We start from the raw sequence: 20342 nt of genomic DNA on the forward strand, positions 1-20342 counted from the left end.
ACCATAATTTAACGCAAAATAAATCTAATTTATTGTATGAGTTTGGAAATTAGGTGAAATGCATAATGCGTTCTAATAAACATAACCAAAATAATCGAGGTTCAATAATCGAAATTAGTGGCAATTTGGATCGTAATGTAGAGAGTGTCAAGAAATCATTAATAAATACGAGTGATTTAACAATTAGACATTTAATGTTTCATAATAAAAAGATTGTAGTTGTCTATATTAGTACAATTGTAGGTAGAGAATCTCTTGAAGTCCAAATCATTCAACAAATTATTAATAATCCAAAGGATACGATTCCGAATACAGTATCAATCAATGATGTTAAAAGTTCGGATTCATTTGATGAATGTATTCTCAGTATTGTAAAAGGAAACACACTCATTTTTACAGAAAATGAAAAAACTGTATTTATATTAGAAACTACTTCCTTTCAAAATAGATCAATTCAACAGCCTAGTAGTGAGCAAACGATCAGGGGCTCTCATGACGGATTAGTTGAATGTATATTGACAAATATTAATCAAATAAGACGTAGAATTAGTAATCCTAATCTTGTTGTAAAAACTTTATCATTAGGGGTTGAATCTGACACACGATTAGCAGTCTTATATATTGATACGATTGCAAATGAGGAGTTAGTTAAAGAAGTCCATAGAAGACTTTCATATATAAATGTTGATTATGTCCATTCACCAGGTAATCTCGAGGAATTTATAGAAGATGACCCATATTCACCTTTTCCGCAAGTATTAACAACTGAGCGATCTGACCGCATAGCGGGAAATTTAATGGAAGGAAAGGTTGCTATTTTAACAGATGGTAGCCCTTCAGCACTTGTTTTACCAATTACTTTTTTCACATTTTATCAATCACCAGATGACTATAATAGCCGATGGATGGTCGCATCATTTGCTCGTATTTTAAGATTGGTTAGTTTTTTAATTGCTATTTCATTACCGGCATTATATATTGCATTAGTTTCTTTTCACTTTGAAATTATTCCAATTGACCTAGTGTTTAATGTAAAAAGCTCATTAGAAAACGTTCCATATCCTCCATTAATTGAAGCCCTAGGAATGCAAATAACATTAGAATTACTTAGAGAATCTGCTATTAGACTACCGAATCCAATTGCACAAACATTAGGTGTGGTAGGTGGTTTAGTAATTGGAACAGCAGTCGTACAGGCAAATTTAGTTTCAAATACGATGATTGTCGTCATTTCACTTACAGCAATTGCATCATTTGTAGTACCAGACAATGAAATCGGAACCTCTGTCCGCTTGCTTGGATTTCCACTAATGTTTGCAGCATCATTAATAGGATTAATAGGAATTGTTTTTGGACTTAGTATTATCCTAATCCATCTATGTAAACTCGAATCGTTTGGGTCACCATATTTCGCACCATTTGCACCATTTAGAAAATCCGATCTAAAAGATACAGTTGTACGCGTTCCACAATGGATAATGAAAAAAAGACCATTTTCACCTTTACCAAAGAAATTTAAACGAGAAAATAATTCTAGAGGATGGGAAAATGATGAAAAATGAAAAGATGCTTTCAATATCACAATTTACATTCGTCATCATTCAAGCTCAGATTGGTGTAGGATTACTTTCACTACCATATGTAGTCCATAAACATGCAGATCACGATGGTTGGATGTCAACATTAGTTGCTGGGGTTGGGGTGTTTTTTCTATTACTAATAATGTGGATGCTTAATACGAGATTTCCGAAAGATACGATCTATGAATATTCAACGAAAATAGTTGGTAAATATATTGGGATTGTCATTTCGTATCTTTATATCTTATTTTTCTTTATTGTTGCGATTTATGTCGTAATCATCACCATTGCAGTGCTTAAAAGATGGATTCTTACATTTACTCCACCTTTTGTATTAATCATATTTATAGTTAGTACAGGGGTTTATTTAGCAAAAGAAAATATGAAAGTTATCGCACGATTTTTTACTTTCGTTTGTATTTTAATTTTATTTTTAATTTTCTTTGAATTTTGTTCTTATAATAATGTAAATTATCGCTATTTATTTCCAATTGGACAGGCGGGTGTTAAAAACATCCTTCTTGGAGCTCACGATGCGCTAATCTCAATGATGGGATTTGAGTTCATATTAGTATTATTTCCGTATATAAAAGGAAGCCCAAACAAAATTTTAAAAGCTGGAACAATTTCCATTAGTTTTGTAAGCCTTTTATATACATTTTTTTTAATTACAAGTTATATGAGTTTTAGTAATGCAGAAATTGCAATTGTTCCCGAGCCAATTTTATATTTATTAAAATCATTATCTTATGAAGTAATTGAAAGATTAGATCTAGTTTTTCTCTCCATATGGGTTGTACCAATTTTAACATCATTTGTGACTTATTTATATTTAACTAGTTTTGGAATCAGTAAACTTTTAAAATTTAAAAACCATAGTAAAACAACTATGTTTACGGGACTTATATTAGCGATTATCTGCTTTTTTATACCACAAAGTGAAGAATTTATAATGAAATTTGGGACATTTCTTTCTTTTACAAGTTATTTATTTATCTTTCTTATCCCTTTAATTTTATTAATTGTTTCGTTTATTAGAAAAAAGAAAGAACTTGGTAATTTATATGAAGTATAAAATAGTACTTATCTCGCTAATATGTCTTTTACCTTTAACAAGTTGTTGGGATCAAAGACTACTTAAGGAATCTAGACTAGTTTATAGTGCAGGATATGATTTAGCAGAGGATAATAATTTACAAGTAACCGCAGTCATAAAAACAAATAGCCAAGGTGGAAGTGATCCTACCCAAGTTAAAACAACAAATGTCATTATTAATGCTAGCGGAAAAACACCAAGTGATGCAAGAATAAAAGTTACTCGAAAAGTAGCAGGTGATTATGCTACAAATAAAACAAGGGTTTTATTACTTGGAGATGAATTGTCTAAACAGGATATTTATCCTATATTCGATATTGTATATAGAGACCCAAGAAGTTCATTAGGGGCTAAAGTTATTATTACTAAGGGCCGAGCGGAAGACATTTTAAAACTAAGCAAAGTAGAGGAAACTCTTGTAAGTGAAGAAATTTTGGATCTAGTAACTAACGCTGAAAGCCATACGATGGTTCCGATTGAAAATGTTCAATCGATCTGTACAATTATGTTCGACCCAGGTGAAGATATTTTTTTACCACTAATTGAAAAAGATGATGATAAATTGATCAATATATCTGGTGTAGCATTATTTCACAATCACAAATATACAGGGTATAATCTTTTAGCGGACGAACCTACTATGTTACTTTTATTAAAAAATCAAATGAAGAAGTACGCAAGATTTAATATGGAAGTTAGTCCGAAAGAAAAAGATATTAGGGAACGGTATATAACGATTCAAGTGAAAAAAAATAAGCCAAATATGAAAATTAAAGTTTCAAAAGATAATAAAATAACCGTAAATTTAAATCTAAAACTAGACGTTGATACACTTGAGTACGCACATGATGAATTAGACTCCAAAAAAGAAATTGATAAGTTAAATAAAAGTATTTCAAATCAATTAACAAAAAAAGCTGAAAAAATCATTAAAACAGTTCAAGAATCACATTGTGATGCTTTAGGAATTGGCAGACAGTTAATTTCATTTCATCCAGACTTATGGAAAAAACTAGATTGGAACAAAGACTATACTAAAATTACAATTATACCAAAAGTTGAAGTGAAAATTGTCGGAACAGGTATCTTAAAATAAGAAAAACCATCCATTGAGGATGGTTTTTCTTATTTAGATTACAAAGTAATAGACGCAGAAGAAATGACAAAGTGTTCCAAGCATAATAAAAATATGAAAAATTTCATGGAATCCCCAATTTTTAAAAGATAAAAATTTAGGTTTAATTCCATAAATCACACCACCAACTGTATAGAAAATGCCACCTAAGATTAGCGCGAACATTCCTTTCATACTAATCGCATCAGATAAAGGTGCCGAAGCAAGAATAATGACCCATCCTAAAGCGATATAAAGTGCTGTTGATAACCATCTTGGACAACTAAACCAAATCAACTTGAACAAAACACCACAAAATGCAATGAAAGATACAATCGAAAAGATGATCCATCCCAATGTTCCTTTTAGACTAATGATACAAAAAGGAGTATATGTACCTGCAATTAAAACAAAGATCATTGAATGATCCATCCGTCTTAAAAAAGCGATTATTTTATCGCTAGCTTTTGCCATATGATAGGTCGTTGAAGCCAAATAGAGAAGAATCATACTTACACCGAATGCAATAACCGCAGATGTTTGTAATACACTTCCACCAGAAAAAGTTGACTTTAAAACCATCGCTAGTAATCCAAATAGTGATAATACGGCACCGACTAAATGTGTCATGGTATTAATAGGTTCACGCATAAAGTTCCCCATGGATATCTCCTCCAACTATGTTATGTAGTTTTGATAACTACATATAAAGTTATCATCAACGATATAATATAGTCAAGTGTTTAAAGAACAATTTTTTTATGATAAAATTAATCCGTAAATTACATAAAAAGAGGACGAAAAATGAAAAAGATTAATGAATTAATTAAACAAATAGATTTAGATAAAAGAATATTATTAGAGGATATTCCTAATCTAGATCTTTATATGGATCAAGTAATCCAACTATTTGATAATAAATTTGCGAAACCGAACTCAAATGAAAAAGTAATGACAAAAACAATGATTAATAATTACGCTAAAGCTAAATTACTTTTCCCAATAAAAAATAAGAAATACACGAAGAATCATATAATTTTAATCAGTTTAATTTATCATTTAAAAGGTGCACTATCGATTAATGATATAAAAGAAACTTTAAATGGATTAAATCAAAGAATCCTTGAAAACAATGAAATAAACATTGATGATATTTATTCAAGTTTTTTACATTTAAATGAACTAAACCTCGAAAAGTTTAAAACTGAACTTCAACAATCTAGTGAAAAGGTAAACAAAGAAATTGAACATATTGATGATGAAAGTAAAGAATATATCGAACAATTGCTATTAATTACTTCTTTCGTTAATATGAGTAATTTATATAAAAATGCAGCTGAAAAATTAGTAATGGATATGATTGAGAAGCAGAAATAAAATTCATTTTTGTAACTTTGTAGATGGGTAAGGGGCTGATTGATTTGTTAGCTTGATCAGAAAGACTCCCTAATTGCAGTTCACCATCACCTATTTGCAGTTCTTAAGACATTATTTACTGAGTTCTCCAAGAGTTTATCTGCTGTTCATTCTAAAATATTTTTCAAATTCTTGCTCTTTCATTCTAATATCAGTCCATTTTTCTTAATTAAGTCTATAATAAAATTTAAATAAGACCTTGAAGAACAAAGGGTGATTAAAATTGGATTCAACTGAAAAATTATATTGGACATTAATCGAACATAAAAAATGGAAGATTCATATTGCTGCAACAGTAAAAGGGCTATGTTTCGTAGGCTCACAATGTGGAACCATTCAAGAATTACTTTTATTTAAGGATAAATACTTTCCTAGAATTGAAATGATAGAAGATGAAATAATATTAGAAGCTTATAAAAAAGAGATTATTGAATTTTTAGAGGGCGAGCGGACTAATTTTAATAGTAGACTTGATTTTCGTGGTACAGCTTTTCAAAATTCAGTTTGGAATGCGCTATCCTCGATCGGTTATGGAGAAACTAAAACTTATTCCGACATTGCGAGTTACCTAAATAAGCCAAAATCTGTTCGAGCAGTTGGGAGAGCAATTGGTGCAAATCCAATATTGATCATTATTCCTTGTCATCGTGTAATTGGAAAGGATGGATCTTTAACTGGCTATCGTGGTGGTTTAGAAATGAAGAAAAGTCTTTTAAAAATTGAAACTAGAAACTAAAAATGTAGAAATTAATTAGGAGGTGTTTGGATGAAAAGTGAAATATTTTATAAAAATCCAAAAACCATTCTAAATAAAGGTACAGGTTTTCTCTCAGGATATACTCACTCTTTAAATCCTTATACTGGTTGCTCATTTGCATGTTCATATTGCTATGTAAGACAAATGCCTGTTTCACTTTTCCGAAAAAAAGAATGGGGTAGTTGGGTTGATATTAAACAGAGTGCCCCTACTATTCTAGAGAAAGAATTGAAAAAGGCAAAAAGCAAAGATAAAGTAACCATTTTTATGTCATCTAGCACAGATCCATATCAACCGATTGAATTTAAAGAAAGATTGACTAGAAGTCTATTAGAAGTCATGCTGCAAAATCAACCAGATTTTTTATTCGTTCAAACTCGAAGTCCGCTTGTAAAAAGAGATATTGATCTCTTAAAGCTATTTAAGGAAAAAGTACGAGTAAGTATGACGATTGAAACTGACTTGGATGAAATAAGAAAGTCTTTCTCACCAAATGCACCTCCTATTAATGCACGACTTAAAACGATCGAAGAACTTGTAAAAGCTGGAATTCCAACCCAAGCTACAATCGCTCCTATTCTGCCTAGTAGCGAGGAATTCCCAAAAAGGTTATCGGAAATTGTTAGTAGAATCTGTATCGATGATTTTTTCATGGGAGACGGAAGCGGTGGGAAACGAACAGGTCGTCTTGGAATTGAAAAAAAATATACTGAGCTTAATTTAGAAGATTGGTATGGTCCAGAAGCCTATCAAATAGTTTATCAACGGTTTAAAAAATATTTTTCAGAGGATCAGCTTTTTATTAGTCAAAAAGGTTTCGAACCATAAACTAAAAATTTGAAAAATCATTTCATAAAAAAACGATAGAAAATTGTGGTATTTTTATAGTAGAACGTTTTTTATGAATGGAGAGATAAAAGATGGCAGAAGTAAAAATAATGAAAAGTAGTTCGGATATTTTGAAAACGTTTCAAACAGTACGTCAATTACGTCCACATTTAAGAGAAGATGAATTTGTGAACACGATTAACAGATTAATCAACACAAATCATTATCATCTTGTATCCGTGATCGAAAACGATGAAGTAACAGCTGTTGCTGGATTTCGTATAACAGAATCATTAGCATGGGGGAAATACTTTTATGTTGACGATTTAATCACAAGTGAAAATCATCGTAAAAAGGGCTATGCACAACTTTTGTGGAACTGGTTAATTAATGAAGCAAAACAAAATAATTGTGAACAATTTCATCTAGATTCAGGGGTACAGCGTTACGATGCTCATAGGTTTTATCTTAAAAATAGTTTAAATATTACTTGTCACCATTTTCAATTGAATTTTTAAGTAAATCAGTGTGATCGCAATTGCTACATAAATAGTTAGATAATGTGTACTCAATACATTGAGGCTGTGAAAACAGTCTCTTTTTTGATAGTAAAATTAAATAACTTTACAAATATGCTTACTGACAAAATCTTTTATTATTTAGAATTGATTTTAGAAAATAGATTAAAGGAATGATATACTATTTTCAAATAGATACAGGAGGCATTTAGTAAATGAAAGAAAAGAATTCAAAACGGCTAGCGAATATTTCACTTATAGTGGCAACTTGTGGTTTCGCTGCAACAATGCCGTTTCAATCTAAATTATTTCAAATCCTTTCTGGTGGATTTGAGGCAGCTTTAGTAGGTGGTCTTGCGGATTGGTTCGCTGTAACTGCAATGTTTCGTCATCCTCTTGGTATACCGATTCCACATACAGCCTTATTGCCTAAAAATAGAAAGAAGATTACTGAGGGGATTTTAAGCACACTTAATAATCAATGGCTAAGTAAGGAGAGTTTAATTGAAAAGGTAGAAGAACGTGATTGGATTAATCAAGGTATTAATGCTTTTGAAAAGATGCTTGAAAATGAGGAATCAAGAAATAAAATCGTTCATTCAATCAAGCAGTTTGGTGCATCTATTCAGGATGATACAATCAAAAAATTTTTATTAAATACATTTAAACCTACAATTGATTCGATATCATCTCAGAACTTATTAAGTAAAGCTGTCGACACAGTTATTGAAAAAGAATGGGATGCAAAGACATATGAATTTTTAATTAATAAAATCGAAGAAACAGTTAGCTTACCACATATTAAGGAATTAATCGGCAAAGAGGTTATACAGTTTATCGAGCGAAAGTTTTTTATGATTAAAGCTTTTCTACCAATGATTGGAGAAGAGAAAATAACAGAATTTATACATAGCGGATTAATCGATTTACTAACGGAATTAAAACACCCTAATAGTGACAGAAGGAATTTCATTTTATCGTTTATTCGATTGGAAGCTGAAAAAAATAAATCGAATGAAAACATTATTCGCCAATTAGATGAATGGAAAAATAATGGCTATGAATATATTGTAGATCAAGCAATTAAAATGTTTAGAAATAAAATGAATGATGAAGAATTTATTTTAAATGCTATCGAAAAAATGATCAGCTTCATTAAAAATTCGAATTGGATTGATAATGTTGAGCAAAGTTTTAAGAAACTATTAAATAATACAATTGAAAAATATCATCACAAAATTAGTGATTTAGTAAGATACAATATTGAAAAATTATCTACTGAAGAAATAACTGATTTATTGGAAAATAAAATTGGTAAGGATATTACTTGGATTCGTGTAAATGGAGCTGTTTGTGGATTTATTATTGGTTTAGTATTAACAAGCCTAAGATTGATTTTCACATAATATTTCATTCTAAAACCTTAATTAACGTAAAAAGTTAATTAAGGTTTTTTTCACTTTAAGAAAGTAAATTGGTAGCAGAGAAAAAAATCGAAGTAGTTGCCAATTTTAGGAAATAAGTATTAAGTGCAAATACTCCTCTGTTCTTCGCCTATAGCCTCGCCAATCGAAGAGTTTTCTTTAAATGAAATTAAAAAAATCCAATAAATAGAAACATAAGCATTTTATTGGAAAGAAAAATTTTTTTCATGTATTATAGGTTTGGGTAAAAAATATTTTCCGAATGTATAATTGGAATGAATTATTTGAACTAACATTAGCTCTAAATAAAAATTAACGATCGTTTGAAAATATATTTTTTATTATCAACTAGTTAAAAGTTCGACTAAGAGGAGGTTTAGTTAATGGATTCTATGTCATTTGTATTGTTCGGAGCCACAGGCGATTTAGCAAAACGAAAAATTTTTCCTGCTTTATATAATTTATATATAGATCAAAAGATGCCTGAGTCTTTTTCAATCATTGGAATTGGTAGAAAAGATTTTTCAAATGACGAATTTCAGAATCAAGTAATGCAATCACTAATTACTTTTTCAAGACGTTCTTTAGAAGATCAAAAAATGGTCCAAGAATTTCTAGATTCAATTCGTTATCAACAGCTAGATATTACGAACAAAGAAGGATTCGTTGATTTATTAGATTTAGTCAAAGAAAGAGAACTGGAATTACAGATCCCTGAAAACAGATTATTTTATTTATCTGTAGCACCAGAATTTTTTGAAGTTATTGCATCAAATATTAAGGAAAGTGGACTTGGTACGACAAAGGGTTGGAAGCGTCTTATTATTGAAAAACCTTTTGGGCGTGACTTGAAAACTGCTAGAGACTTAAATGAAAAACTAAGTAAGGCATTTAAAGAAGATGAGATCTTCCGAATTGATCATTACTTAGGTAAACCTATGGTTCAAAACTTAGAAGCTTTAGAGTTTGCTAATCCAGTTTTACAAGCGTTATGGAACAATCAATATATCGCAAATGTTCAAATTACGGCAAGTGAAACAGTCGGAGTTGAAGAACGAGCGGGTTATTATGATAAATCTGGAGCAATTCGAGATATGTTCCAAAATCATATGTTACAAATGTTAATGATGTCTGCTATGCATTTAACGAACCAAAATACTGCAAGTGACGTAAGAGCTGAGAAGAAAAAGGTTCTTGAATCTCTTCGATCTCTATCAAAAGAGGGAGTAGTTTCTCATGTAGTTCGAGGTCAATATGGTTCTGGTGAACAAAATGGTAAGAAAGTAGTTGCATATAGACAAGAACCAGGAATCGAGTTTTCATCACAAAATGATACTTATGTAGCAGCTAGAGTATTAATCGAAAACGATTTTTGGAAGGGAATCCCATTCTATATCCGTACAGGTAAAAGAATGAAAGAAAAATCTACTCGAATCGTTTTTGAATTCAAAAGTCCGATTCAAAACCTTAAAACTAATAATGGACCAAATTTATTGGTTATTGAAATTAATCCAAATGAAAGAGTTTCTTTCTATTTAAATAGCAAAAACGTAGAGGGCAATATTGAACCTGTACAAGCTGAGTATTTTGCGAATAAAGAAGATCGTCCGGAAGCGTATGAGTTATTAGTTTACGATGCATTACGAGGCGATTCGAAATTTTTTGCTCATTGGAATGAAGTAGAATTGTCATGGCAATGGGTTCAACCAATTTTAGAAGCATTTAAAGAAAATTTAGTACCACTTCATACTTATAAATCCGGTTCATTTGGTCCAGAAGCTGCTGATGAATTATTAGCAGAAGATGGTTTCAAATGGTGGTTAGATACAGATTTTGTACAAGAAAATGAAAACAATAAAGCAGATCTAAAAAGGAGTATTTAAATTATGAATTCGATTTCTACATTATCAATTAATACAATCCGTACACTTTCAATTGATGCGATTAACCAAGCTAATTCTGGTCATCCTGGTTTACCAATGGGTGCAGCGCCAATGGCATATGCATTATGGGCAGATCATTTAAAGCATAATCCAAAAAGTTCAAAATGGTTTGACCGTGACCGTTTTGTTTTATCAGCTGGTCATGGTTCAAGTATGTTATATAGTTTACTACATCTTGCAGGCTACGATGTTTCAATCGAAGACCTTAAAGATTTCCGTAAACTAAATAGTAAAACACCTGGACATCCTGAATTTGGACACACTGATGGTGTTGAAGCTACGACTGGTCCATTAGGTCAAGGTATCGCTACTGCGGTTGGTATGGCAATGGCTGAAGCTCATATAGCAGGTAAATTTAACAAAGATAACCTTTCTATCATTGATCACGTTACTTATGCATTAGTTGGTGATGGTGATCTAATGGAAGGTGTTGCATACGAAGCTATGTCACTTGCTGGCCATATGAAACTTGGAAAGTTAGTTGTATTATACGATTCAAACGATATTTCATTAGATGGTACATTAAATCTTTCTTATTCAGAAGATATGAAAAAGAGAGCTGAATCATTTAACTGGCAATATTTAAGAGTAGAAGATGGAAACGATCATGTAGAAATTTCTAAAGCGATCGAACAAGCTAAACAAAACACAGACCAACCGACAATAATTGAAGTTAGAACAATTATTGGGTACGGAAGTCCAAAAGTGGCTGGTACAAATAAAGCCCATGGTAATCCATTAGGTCTTGAAGAAGCAAAAGAAACGAAAAAAGCATATGCATGGAACTACGAAGAAGATTTCTTTGTGCCAGAAGAAGTTAAATCTCATTTCAAAGAAATACAAGAAAAAGGCAGTGAAAAAGAGGCTGAGTGGAATCAATTATTTAATGCATACCGTGAAGCTTACCCAGAATTAGCAGCTCAGCTTGAAAAAGCAATTAAAGGTGAAGTTTTAATCGAAGCTGAAGATTTATTAACTTTTGACGAGAATAAAACAATCTCTACCCGTGTTGCAAGTGGAGAAGCAATTAATCACTACATTAAAACAGTTCCTGAAATTTTCGGTGGAAGCGCAGATTTATCTCATTCGACAATGACAGATATTAAAGATGAAAGTAAATTTGCTGTAGAGTCATTTGCTGGACGCAATATTTATTTTGGTGTACGTGAGCATGCGATGGGTGCTGCTGCAAATGGTATGGCATTACATGGTGGAGTTAAGCCTTTTGTAAGTACATTCTTCGTATTTAATGATTATTTACGTCCATCAATTCGTTTAGCAGCATTACAAAAATTACCAGTAACATATGTATTCACTCATGACTCAATTGCAGTTGGTGAAGACGGCCCTACGCATGAGCCAGTTGAACATTTAGCTGCTTTACGTGCAATCCCTGGTTTAACAGTAATTCGTCCATCAGACGCAAATGAAACAGCTAATGCTTGGGCATATGCGTTACAAAATACAAATGGACCAATCGCTTTAGTATTAAGTCGTCAAAATTTACCTGTATTTGAAGAAACAGCATCTAGATTAGATAATCTTTCAAAAGGTGGATATGTTTTAACAGAAACAAACGATCAACCAGACTTAATTTTAATCGCTACAGGTTCAGAAGTATCACTTGCAGTGAATAGTAAAAATGAGTTAGAAAAAGAAAACTTATCAGTTCGTGTAGTAGCAATGCCAAGTTGGGAGCTATTCGATCAGCAATCAGATGAATACAAAGAGTCTGTTTTACCATCACACGTATTAAACCGAGTTTCAATTGAAATGGGGATTTCACTTGGATGGGAACGCTATGTTGGTTTCAAAGGTAAAAAAATCTCAATTGAGACTTTTGGAGCATCTGGAACAGGTAATGAAGTAATGGAATTATTTGGTTTTAGTACTGAGAATGTAGTAAAGGTAAGTAAAACTTTATTAAATTCTTAATCAAATAATATTTTATTTATTTTTTTATCATAAAAATTTTTACTTAGAGAAAAACATTAATATTACTGTAGATAATATGGGAGGATAACGTAATGAAAGTTGGTTTAGTTGGATTAGGAAAAATGGGTCTAAACTTAGGTCAAAATTTAATGGATCATAATCATGAAGTAGTAGCATTTGATTTGAATACTGCTGCAGTAGAAGAAATGAAAGGCTTTGGTGCTGTCGGTACTTCAAGCTTAGAAGAATTAGTAAAAAATCTTGATACTCCAAGAGTTCTATGGATTATGGTACCACATGGTGTAGTAGATTCTGTAATTAATGATGTTAAACCATTCTTATCAGAAGGTGATATAATCATCGAAGCAGGAAACTCACATTATAAAGAGTCTATTAGACGATATGATGAATTAAAAGAACATGGTATCCGATTCATGGATGCTGGTACTTCAGGCGGTATGGAAGGCGCTCGTAACGGTGCTTGTTATATGGTTGGTGGAGACCAAGAAGCTTGGGAAATCGTAGAACCAATCTTTAAAGATACTTCAGTAGAAAATGGTTTCCTATATGCTGGTAAAATTGGTAGTGGACATTTCCTAAAAATGGTTCATAATGGTATCGAATACGGTATGATGGCTGCAATCGGTGAAGGATTTGAAGTATTAGAAAAAAGTGACTTTGATTATGATTATGAAAAAGTTGCAAAAGTATGGAATAATGGTTCTGTAATTCGTTCTTGGTTAATGGAATTAACTGAAAATGCATTCTCAAAAGATGCTAAGCTTGATGAAATTAGAGGCGTAATGCATTCATCTGGTGAAGGAAAATGGACAATTGAAACAGCTCTAGACCTTCAAGCTGCTACACCAGTTATTGCAATGTCATTATTAATGCGTTACCGTTCATTAGATAACGATACGTTCACTGGTAAAGTTGTTGCGGCTCTTCGTAATGAATTTGGTGGACATGCAGTTGAAAAGAAATAAATAAAGTATAAAATAGGAAATATCCCTAAAAATTGGAGGAATTTGAAAATGAAATTTTTTATTGACACAGCTAATGTAGAAGACATCCAAAAAGCTTATAAAATGGGCGTATTATCTGGAGTAACTACAAATCCATCTTTAGTAGCAAAAGAAGGAGTTAAATTCGAAGACCGTATCGAAGAAATTTTAAAATTAGTTCCTGAAGTAGAATCAGTTTCTGCAGAAGTAACGCCAAACGCAGTTTCTGCTGAAGAAATGATGGCTGAAGCTGACGAGCTTATTAAAATAAATGGTGGAGATAAAAATATTACAATTAAATTACCAATGACACTTGCTGGTTTAGAAGCTTGCCGCTACTTAACGAAAAAAGGTGTTAAAACAAACGTAACATTAATCTTTACTGTTAACCAAGCATTATTAGCAGCTAGAGCAGGTGCTACTTATGTATCTCCATTCTTAGGTCGTTTAGATGATATTTCTGAAGATGGCGTATTATTAGTTGCTAAAATTGCTGAATTATTCCGAGTTCATAATATGGACGCTCAAATCATTGCTGCGTCAGTTCGTCACCCAGACCATGTTACTCGTGTAGCATTAGCTGGAGCTCATATCGCAACAATTCCTTACAGTGTTATTGAGCAATTATCTAAACACCCATTAACAGATCAAGGTATTGAAAAATTTGCTGCTGACTGGGCAAAAACTTCTTTATAATTTGTAACAAACTTTAAATCTAATAAGTATCAAGCCCCCATCTTCATTGAAACTCATTTTGTAGCTATGAAATGGGGGTATTTACATAAAAGCAAGGAATAGAGGAGGAAATAGTCATGAATTCGAATCAGAAATTTGTTGGTTATGTAGGTACATATACAAAAAGTGAAAGTAAAGGTATTTATCAATTTATACTAGATACAGAAAAAGAAAGAATAACTAATGTTAAACCGGTTGCTGAATTAGAAAATCCAACTTATTTAGCTATTAGTGAAGACAATAAGAATCTATATGCAGTTGTAAAAGAAGGAAACTTAGGTGGAATTGCTGTTTATTCGATTGATGAAAACAGTGGAGAGCTTAAAAAATTAAATGAACAGCTTAATGAAGGCGCTTCACCTTGTCATATTAGCGTTGACTCAAGTAAGCAAAATATTGTTACAGCAAATTATCATAAAGGTACAATTGAATTATCTAAAATCAATCAAGAAAATGGTTTTGCTAGTGATGTTAAATCGATTATGCAACATGAAGGAACAGGTCCGAATAAAGAACGTCAGGAAAAACCTCATGCCCATTTTTCTGGTTATACATTAAATGAAAAATATGTTGCTGCAATAGATTTAGGAATCGATAAATTAATTACTTATAAAATCGAAAACAATTCTTTAATTGAAGTAAGCAGTCTATCTGTTAAACCAGGAAGTGGGCCACGTCATATTACATTCCATCCGAATGGAAAGTTCGCTTATATTATGACGGAGCTTAGTTCAGAAGTAATTGCGCTACAATTAAATGAAGATGGAAGCTTTACGGATTTACAATCTATTTCTACAATCCCTAGCGATTTTACTGAAAACAATCAAGGAAGTGCCATCCATATTTCAAAAGACGGTCAATTCGTATATGCAGGAAATCGTGGTCATAATAGTATCGCAGTATTTAGTGTAAATCAAGATACTGGTAAGCTTGAATTAGTGGAAATTACTTCAAGTGAGGGGAATTGGCCAAGAGATTTCGTTTTAGATCCATCTGAGAACTATTTAGTTGGTTCAAATGAAATGTCAGGGAATCTAGTTTTATATGCAAGAAATAAAACGACTGGAAAATTAACAGTGCTTCAATCAGACGTACAAGTACCTGAAGCAGTATGTGTGAAATTTTTAAACGTTTAAACTAAATTAGGAGACTTTTAATATGGATTTTAAAATAACTGATGCAGCCAAAGAAATACTTGGCGCAGTAGATCAAAATAAAATACTTCAGTTAGAATTTGACCGTGGAAGCTGTGATGTAGTTAATAACATTTATGAGATAAAAGTTATTAATAAAAGAGAATGTGGTCCTAATGAAAAAATGATAATTGGAGACCAGTTTGAATTTATGGTAAATAAAAATTTTGAAGATGTATACGAAGACCAACTAGTAATCGATTATGTTGATGGATCATTTGTTTTCAAAAATCGAAATCAAATTTTTAATAATCGAATCGGATTAACTTATATTAAATAGGTTTATATCAACGGTTACTTGAATGATTACGAGAGAAGTATTTTTAGGAGATGCGATTCTTTGGGGGATAGCGTCTCTTTTTTGTTTTTTGTAAAAAAAGAGATGGGTCTTGCTTTATGTTGGTGTAATGGCTGGGAGTCGAACCCATTCCTTCCATTTTAAATGGTTGTTCTACCGTTAAACTACCTTTACATATATTAATCAACTCTTTATCGTTGAATACTTATGGCTTATATCATATATTTTTATAAAATTAACAAATTACATTGTTCTCATTCCTTTCAATAAAATTTAAATTAGTTATACACAATCTCTTCTATTCTTGTTTTAGTCGATTTGCTTTAATTTGTTTGGTCATCCAATGTTTATCTGTCTGCACATGGTTTTCTCGAACAAATTTTGCTACCGAGTGTTTAAAATCATCGTATTGAAATCCATCAGTTAATCGTATAACGTATCCTTCTTGTTCTCCGCCCAAATTTGACTTTTTTGTATAGCAAGCTTTTATAGCTTCTTCATTAAATACACCCTTGTATAAAACCGGTGCCGTTTTTAGACCTAATAATTTGGACCATATAATCGTATCTTCCCAAGATAGACACTTATTTTGTTCGTCCCATATCGAAAAGACATAAAAATAACTATCTAGTTCCTCATAAAGGATCGAATGCATTGCAAATACATTTTCCCCACAAACTCGCCAATGTTCGGGGATTTGGTAACCAATCGTAGCTTGTAGCATTTTCACCCAATGTCTGGATGGATGGTCTAGGCTATCAGTTGATCTTGCGTGAATCCCATCTCGATAAATTGAGCAATTTTCACCATCTATTTTTTCCGTTACAACAACTTCTTTACCAATAAAATGGTCAATATTATGAAGTGTTTTATCATCAGAAGTTTTAGATTCTGACCAAGGTAAATGAAATGTCTTTGGATACTTAATTTTCATCTTCTAACACCTCACTTCGCAAACGTATCTGCTTCACGAAAGAAATAAAGTTTTGCGAGTAATTCATCCCCAAGTAAATGATAAATTTCAGTTGCTCCTTCGTTACCACCGTAGTTAATTAACATGTGCATTTCGATGATTCCAACTACAACTTGAATAAATTCATCTTCATAACCAAGCTCCGTTAAAAAATGAAATGCAATTTGAGAAGAAACTTTTTCGTGACCAAAGTATGAATAATACCCTTTGGTAACCTTATACGTCTTACAGAATATCTTCCCGACATCATGAAATAAAGCTGCCATTTGCAGAGTTAGTTTATCTTTCTCTTCGTACATTTCATTAATGTACTCAATGAGTCCGTATGTGTGTTGACATAACGTCATTGAATGATACGGATTCTCTTGATCAAAACCCTTCATTGCTTGAAAAAAGGGTACTGTTTTGAGCTTCTCGAATAACTCTTCGTATGAAACTTTACTTACTAATAGATTTGTTAATTCTTCTTTCGTCATTTCATATGAAAATGGCTCATGAATGATATGGATGACATCCCAACCTTCATTTTTTAAAGGAAAATCAAGATTCTTCCTCATTTTAACAAGAATTCGATCTTCCACAACACGCTTTCTCTTGTTATTTCGGTCTACACAAACCTCATACGGCACATCCATGTAATAGCACTCTTTGTGAACGTCTACGAATTTATTTAATGCTTTCATTCGTCTTTCACGTTCAATATTTGTTGCATCAATGAGAACACTTTTCCCTTCAGCAAGTAAACGATTGGCTCTTTTGTATAATTCCATATACAAAAGATTTGTCCTCTTTTGCTTATTTACATTAAAGAATAGTGTTTGACGTAACTCATCAGTGGATAAAATAATGGCTTTTTCTTTTTTGGCGATTTGTTTAGCCATTTCACTTTTCCCACTACCAGGAATTCCAATCATATAAATTAATTTTTGCATTTTACTTCCTCCTTTATCTAAAAGGCAGATAAATAAGGAATTACGATTTGATGGAGCGAAAGTTCGAATTGAACACTTCCACACTTTTTATTATATATTCGAATGAAAGATTCTGATAGCAAAATTTCCATTAATTTGAACGATTTACCATATTTCGGGATGATTTAATTTGTAGGATCAAGTGGAAAAACTATATTAATACCTTGTTTTAAGTGAAAAGAAGAGTTGAATTAATAAAGGTAAAAGCAGGAAATAACCCAATTGACGGCAAATTTTGTGTGATGGATAATTAAAAACAAAAGCAGCAAAAAATAGTTAATGGAGGTCCCTTGTGTTCAATAAGAAAATAAAGTTTACATTATTGTTTTTATTGTGTTTAGCCTTCATCAGTTACAAATTCCTTAAGCCTACCTTACAGATGAATGGAAACAATCAAAAAAATATACTAGCAACAATACAATCAGTAAACAATGGGGAAAAATCAATTGATATTATTAAAATTTTTGACTTTGGAAATGATCGATATGTAGCCTATTTGCAAAATGATTCTCCGTCGTACATTCACTTTAAAAAAGACAAAATTGGAACCTATAGATTTCTAAATGCCGAATACGGATCGAACTATGAAAGTGACATAAATAATGAAAATAAAATAGATTCAAACTTACAAGAATTTGCTTTGCCTATCAAATATAAAAATGACAAGCCTTTACCTTTGAAAATATTAGTCATCACAAATCATTTTAATACTATCTCTAAATTAAGCGTTCGCCTTGTGAATGCTACTGGGAGCACCGAAAAAGTTGAAATAAAAGTTGGTAGACCGAGCGCTAAAATCATTACAATGTACAAAGCAACAAATGCATTTAGTTTAGAAAAAAGGTATTTTGATGAAGATGGAAAACAGATTGATTAATTATTAGGAAATCATCGAGACTTAACATATGTTCCGAATGAGATTGCCAATACGGATGATAAGGGTTTATTTTCGGATGTTGATTCACATTTAGGTTTTGGCAGTGAGATTGGGACAGAACATGCTAGTGAAGAAAAAATTAATGATCTTAAAATATTGTGGAGTGAGATTTGTAAAAAGAAAATAGATGAAGCATAAGAAGAATATATGGAAAAGAGTAGGCTAAAAAGTAAGTAACTTTTCCACAACTAGTGGATGTAAAAAATTTGAAACTACTAAATATATGAAATAGTTGAATAGTGACTTTCAGTATTTAGTCAAAGTCGCAAAGATCTTCAGACTTGATGAAAGCAATTGTCTTTCGAGGCGAGTTACGTTAGAGCGTGATAAGCACTGGGCGGGCAGATAAAGAAATGAGCATTTGACGAGCAGACTATAGAGTCACAGTGTGGCTCTTATTTTATTTGATTTACTTTTTTCCTAGAAGGAGTAGGATACGGGATAAATTGGATTGATTGTGATATGATTTAAAATAAAAACATATACTCTAGTGATGTATATTTTTAACACTTTAGGGGATGGAGAAATGAAATTTGAGATGCAAAAAGCGAATATGTTGGCTGAAGATATAAATGATTTTGTCAAATTAGTACATATTAGTTATGAAAATAGTAAATACACATCTACTAATAATAAAGACAAAATATATCAAATAAAACTATTAATTGAAGAATTTAGATTCCAAGTATTGGCAGATGAACTATTCAGAATTAATCGGTTCGCATGGGACGGAAAATATACATATTTATTGATCGAGAACTTTATAAAAGGAATAAACATCATTGATGAATACGTGGAAAATAACTATAATGAACTTTATATTTTCACAGCAAAACTCTACACCTTAAAAAATGCAATCATTTCATTTAATAATAAGTAAACTAATGTGAGAAAAATTTTTCAATACAAATTAAAAATGCTATTTCCTCTACAGAAGGTAATAGCATTTTAGATTGAAGTTTGTTATAGCTTTTTAAACCTAATTGGACTAACCATTAAGAAAGCAAGAATTAAAGTAATCCATGCATTACTATAAAAAAACATTCCCATACCAGCTAAAGGTAAACCAGCAGCAGGAATAGGTAAACCCTTAAAATAACCTATGGTTGGTTTAGCACTAAATTTTGCTAATCTTAATGCCCCCATCGTAGGAAAAAGGATAAATGCAAGCGAGGTTAAGATTGATGGTGCCGAAATGGAATGAAATAAAAGCGCAGGGGCAACGCCGAAACTAACAATATCCGCTAAAGAATCTAGCTCTACACCAAATTCACTATTCACTTTTAGTTTCCTTGCAACTCTTCCGTCAAGAAGGTCAAAAATAGCAGCGATGAAAATAAAAATTGAGGATAACATTATTAAACCACTCATATTAAGCGTAATCGATAGAACACCACAAACTAAATTTCCGATTGTAAGTAAATTAGGTATAGATTTTACGACCTGACTAAACAAAGTATCCCCCCTAAACATTAAAAACCTTTCAATAGTATTTTCTAACTATTTTCACTTTATTCTTAAATCTTATTTAGTTATTTATCAAGTTTGTAAAATTAAAAAAGGGTAAAAATACCAAATACCGAATATTTAATACATAGGAACAGATTAAAAGAAGATTAA

At 31.7% G+C, this 20342-nt stretch carries 20 protein-coding genes and 1 tRNA gene; 16 read left to right on the forward strand and 5 right to left on the reverse strand.

The window, feature by feature from the left end; translation table 11 throughout:
- Positions 1 to 65: 65 nt before the first annotated feature.
- Genes ABEY15_RS22385 through ABEY15_RS22395 form a run of 3 tightly spaced genes read left to right on the forward strand, consistent with a single transcriptional unit; the run spans position 66 to position 3772 of the window.
- Complete coding sequence (locus ABEY15_RS22385; protein WP_429892216.1) at positions 66 to 1562, forward strand: spore germination protein; 1497 nt, start codon at positions 66 to 68, stop codon at positions 1560 to 1562.
- Complete coding sequence (locus ABEY15_RS22390) at positions 1552 to 2655, forward strand: GerAB/ArcD/ProY family transporter (RefSeq protein ID WP_429892217.1); 1104 nt, start codon at positions 1552 to 1554, stop codon at positions 2653 to 2655. Before ABEY15_RS22385 ends, ABEY15_RS22390 begins: the two co-directional genes overlap by 11 nt.
- On the forward strand, positions 2645 to 3772 hold the full coding sequence (locus tag ABEY15_RS22395; protein ID WP_429892219.1) for a Ger(x)C family spore germination protein: 1128 nt from the start codon (positions 2645 to 2647) through the stop codon (positions 3770 to 3772). Before ABEY15_RS22390 ends, ABEY15_RS22395 begins: the two co-directional genes overlap by 11 nt.
- Positions 3773 to 3805: 33 nt before the next feature.
- On the opposite strand, the gene trhA is transcribed toward ABEY15_RS22395, so the two are convergent.
- Entirely contained in the window at positions 3806 to 4453 is a 648-nt protein-coding gene (trhA, locus tag ABEY15_RS22400; protein WP_429892221.1) for a PAQR family membrane homeostasis protein TrhA, read from the reverse strand.
- Between the two features lie 141 nt (positions 4454 to 4594).
- Between trhA and ABEY15_RS22405 the strand changes: the two genes are divergently transcribed.
- The 11 genes from ABEY15_RS22405 to ABEY15_RS22455 all read left to right on the forward strand — a co-directional run bounded on the left by ABEY15_RS22405 (position 4595) and on the right by ABEY15_RS22455 (position 15823).
- A complete protein-coding gene (locus ABEY15_RS22405) occupies positions 4595 to 5167 on the forward strand; it encodes a DUF1836 domain-containing protein (RefSeq protein WP_429892222.1) in 573 nt (190 codons plus the stop codon).
- Between the two features lie 262 nt (positions 5168 to 5429).
- Positions 5430 to 5942 carry a methylated-DNA--[protein]-cysteine S-methyltransferase gene (locus tag ABEY15_RS22410; protein ID WP_429892223.1) on the forward strand — a complete coding sequence of 171 codons (513 nt, stop codon included), beginning with the start codon at positions 5430 to 5432 and terminating at the stop codon, positions 5940 to 5942.
- Positions 5943 to 5972: 30 nt separating this feature from the next.
- On the forward strand, positions 5973 to 6791 hold the full coding sequence (locus ABEY15_RS22415; protein WP_429892224.1) for an SPL family radical SAM protein: 819 nt from the start codon (positions 5973 to 5975) through the stop codon (positions 6789 to 6791).
- Between the two features lie 92 nt (positions 6792 to 6883).
- Positions 6884 to 7309: a GNAT family N-acetyltransferase gene (locus ABEY15_RS22420; protein ID WP_429892225.1), complete on the forward strand. Its 426-nt coding sequence runs from the start codon at positions 6884 to 6886 to the stop codon at positions 7307 to 7309.
- 215 nt (positions 7310 to 7524) lie between these two features.
- Positions 7525 to 8715 carry a DUF445 domain-containing protein gene (locus tag ABEY15_RS22425; RefSeq protein WP_429892226.1) on the forward strand — a complete coding sequence of 397 codons (1191 nt, stop codon included), beginning with the start codon at positions 7525 to 7527 and terminating at the stop codon, positions 8713 to 8715.
- A gap of 401 nt (positions 8716 to 9116) precedes the next feature.
- Entirely contained in the window at positions 9117 to 10616 is a 1500-nt protein-coding gene (gene zwf, locus ABEY15_RS22430; RefSeq protein ID WP_429892227.1) for a glucose-6-phosphate dehydrogenase, read from the forward strand.
- Complete coding sequence (gene tkt, locus ABEY15_RS22435; protein ID WP_429892246.1) at positions 10617 to 12611, forward strand: transketolase; 1995 nt, start codon at positions 10617 to 10619, stop codon at positions 12609 to 12611. It abuts the gene before it with no gap.
- A 92-nt stretch (positions 12612 to 12703) separates the two neighbouring features.
- Positions 12704 to 13597 (forward strand): phosphogluconate dehydrogenase (NAD(+)-dependent, decarboxylating), encoded by an 894-nt coding sequence (gnd, locus tag ABEY15_RS22440; protein ID WP_429892228.1) that lies wholly within the window; start codon positions 12704 to 12706, stop codon positions 13595 to 13597.
- A 48-nt stretch (positions 13598 to 13645) separates the two neighbouring features.
- On the forward strand, positions 13646 to 14311 hold the full coding sequence (fsa, locus tag ABEY15_RS22445) for a fructose-6-phosphate aldolase (RefSeq protein WP_429892229.1): 666 nt from the start codon (positions 13646 to 13648) through the stop codon (positions 14309 to 14311).
- 116 nt (positions 14312 to 14427) lie between these two features.
- Complete coding sequence (locus tag ABEY15_RS22450; protein ID WP_429892230.1) at positions 14428 to 15486, forward strand: lactonase family protein; 1059 nt, start codon at positions 14428 to 14430, stop codon at positions 15484 to 15486.
- Between the two features lie 22 nt (positions 15487 to 15508).
- Positions 15509 to 15823, forward strand: coding sequence for an iron-sulfur cluster biosynthesis family protein (locus ABEY15_RS22455; RefSeq protein WP_098426108.1), 315 nt, complete (start codon positions 15509 to 15511; stop codon positions 15821 to 15823).
- 120 nt (positions 15824 to 15943) lie between these two features.
- Here ABEY15_RS22455 and ABEY15_RS22460 read toward each other — a convergent pair.
- From ABEY15_RS22460 to ABEY15_RS22470, 3 genes are all read right to left on the reverse strand, one after another.
- Positions 15944 to 16015: transfer RNA gene (locus tag ABEY15_RS22460), tRNA-Leu, on the reverse strand.
- A gap of 124 nt (positions 16016 to 16139) precedes the next feature.
- On the reverse strand, positions 16140 to 16775 hold the full coding sequence (locus tag ABEY15_RS22465) for an RNA ligase family protein (protein ID WP_429892231.1): 636 nt from the start codon (positions 16773 to 16775) through the stop codon (positions 16140 to 16142).
- 11 nt (positions 16776 to 16786) lie between these two features.
- The gene (locus ABEY15_RS22470) at positions 16787 to 17746 is read right to left on the reverse strand and encodes an AAA family ATPase (protein ID WP_429892232.1); all 960 of its coding nucleotides are present in this window, start codon (positions 17744 to 17746) and stop codon (positions 16787 to 16789) included.
- 331 nt (positions 17747 to 18077) lie between these two features.
- On the opposite strand from ABEY15_RS22470, the gene ABEY15_RS22475 reads away from it, so the two are divergent.
- Positions 18078 to 18662 (forward strand): hypothetical protein, encoded by a 585-nt coding sequence (locus ABEY15_RS22475; RefSeq protein ID WP_429892233.1) that lies wholly within the window; start codon positions 18078 to 18080, stop codon positions 18660 to 18662.
- A gap of 586 nt (positions 18663 to 19248) precedes the next feature.
- Positions 19249 to 19602 carry a hypothetical protein gene (locus ABEY15_RS22480; protein WP_429892234.1) on the forward strand — a complete coding sequence of 118 codons (354 nt, stop codon included), beginning with the start codon at positions 19249 to 19251 and terminating at the stop codon, positions 19600 to 19602.
- An 83-nt stretch (positions 19603 to 19685) separates the two neighbouring features.
- Here ABEY15_RS22480 and pssA read toward each other — a convergent pair whose 3' ends face one another.
- Positions 19686 to 20177 (reverse strand): CDP-diacylglycerol--serine O-phosphatidyltransferase, encoded by a 492-nt coding sequence (pssA, locus tag ABEY15_RS22485; protein ID WP_069032136.1) that lies wholly within the window; start codon positions 20175 to 20177, stop codon positions 19686 to 19688.
- Between the last annotated feature and the right edge of the window lie 165 nt (positions 20178 to 20342).

It is taken from the genome of Gottfriedia acidiceleris, assembly GCF_050457485.1.
GTDB classification, from domain to species: domain Bacteria; phylum Bacillota; class Bacilli; order Bacillales; family Bacillaceae_G; genus Gottfriedia; species Gottfriedia acidiceleris_D.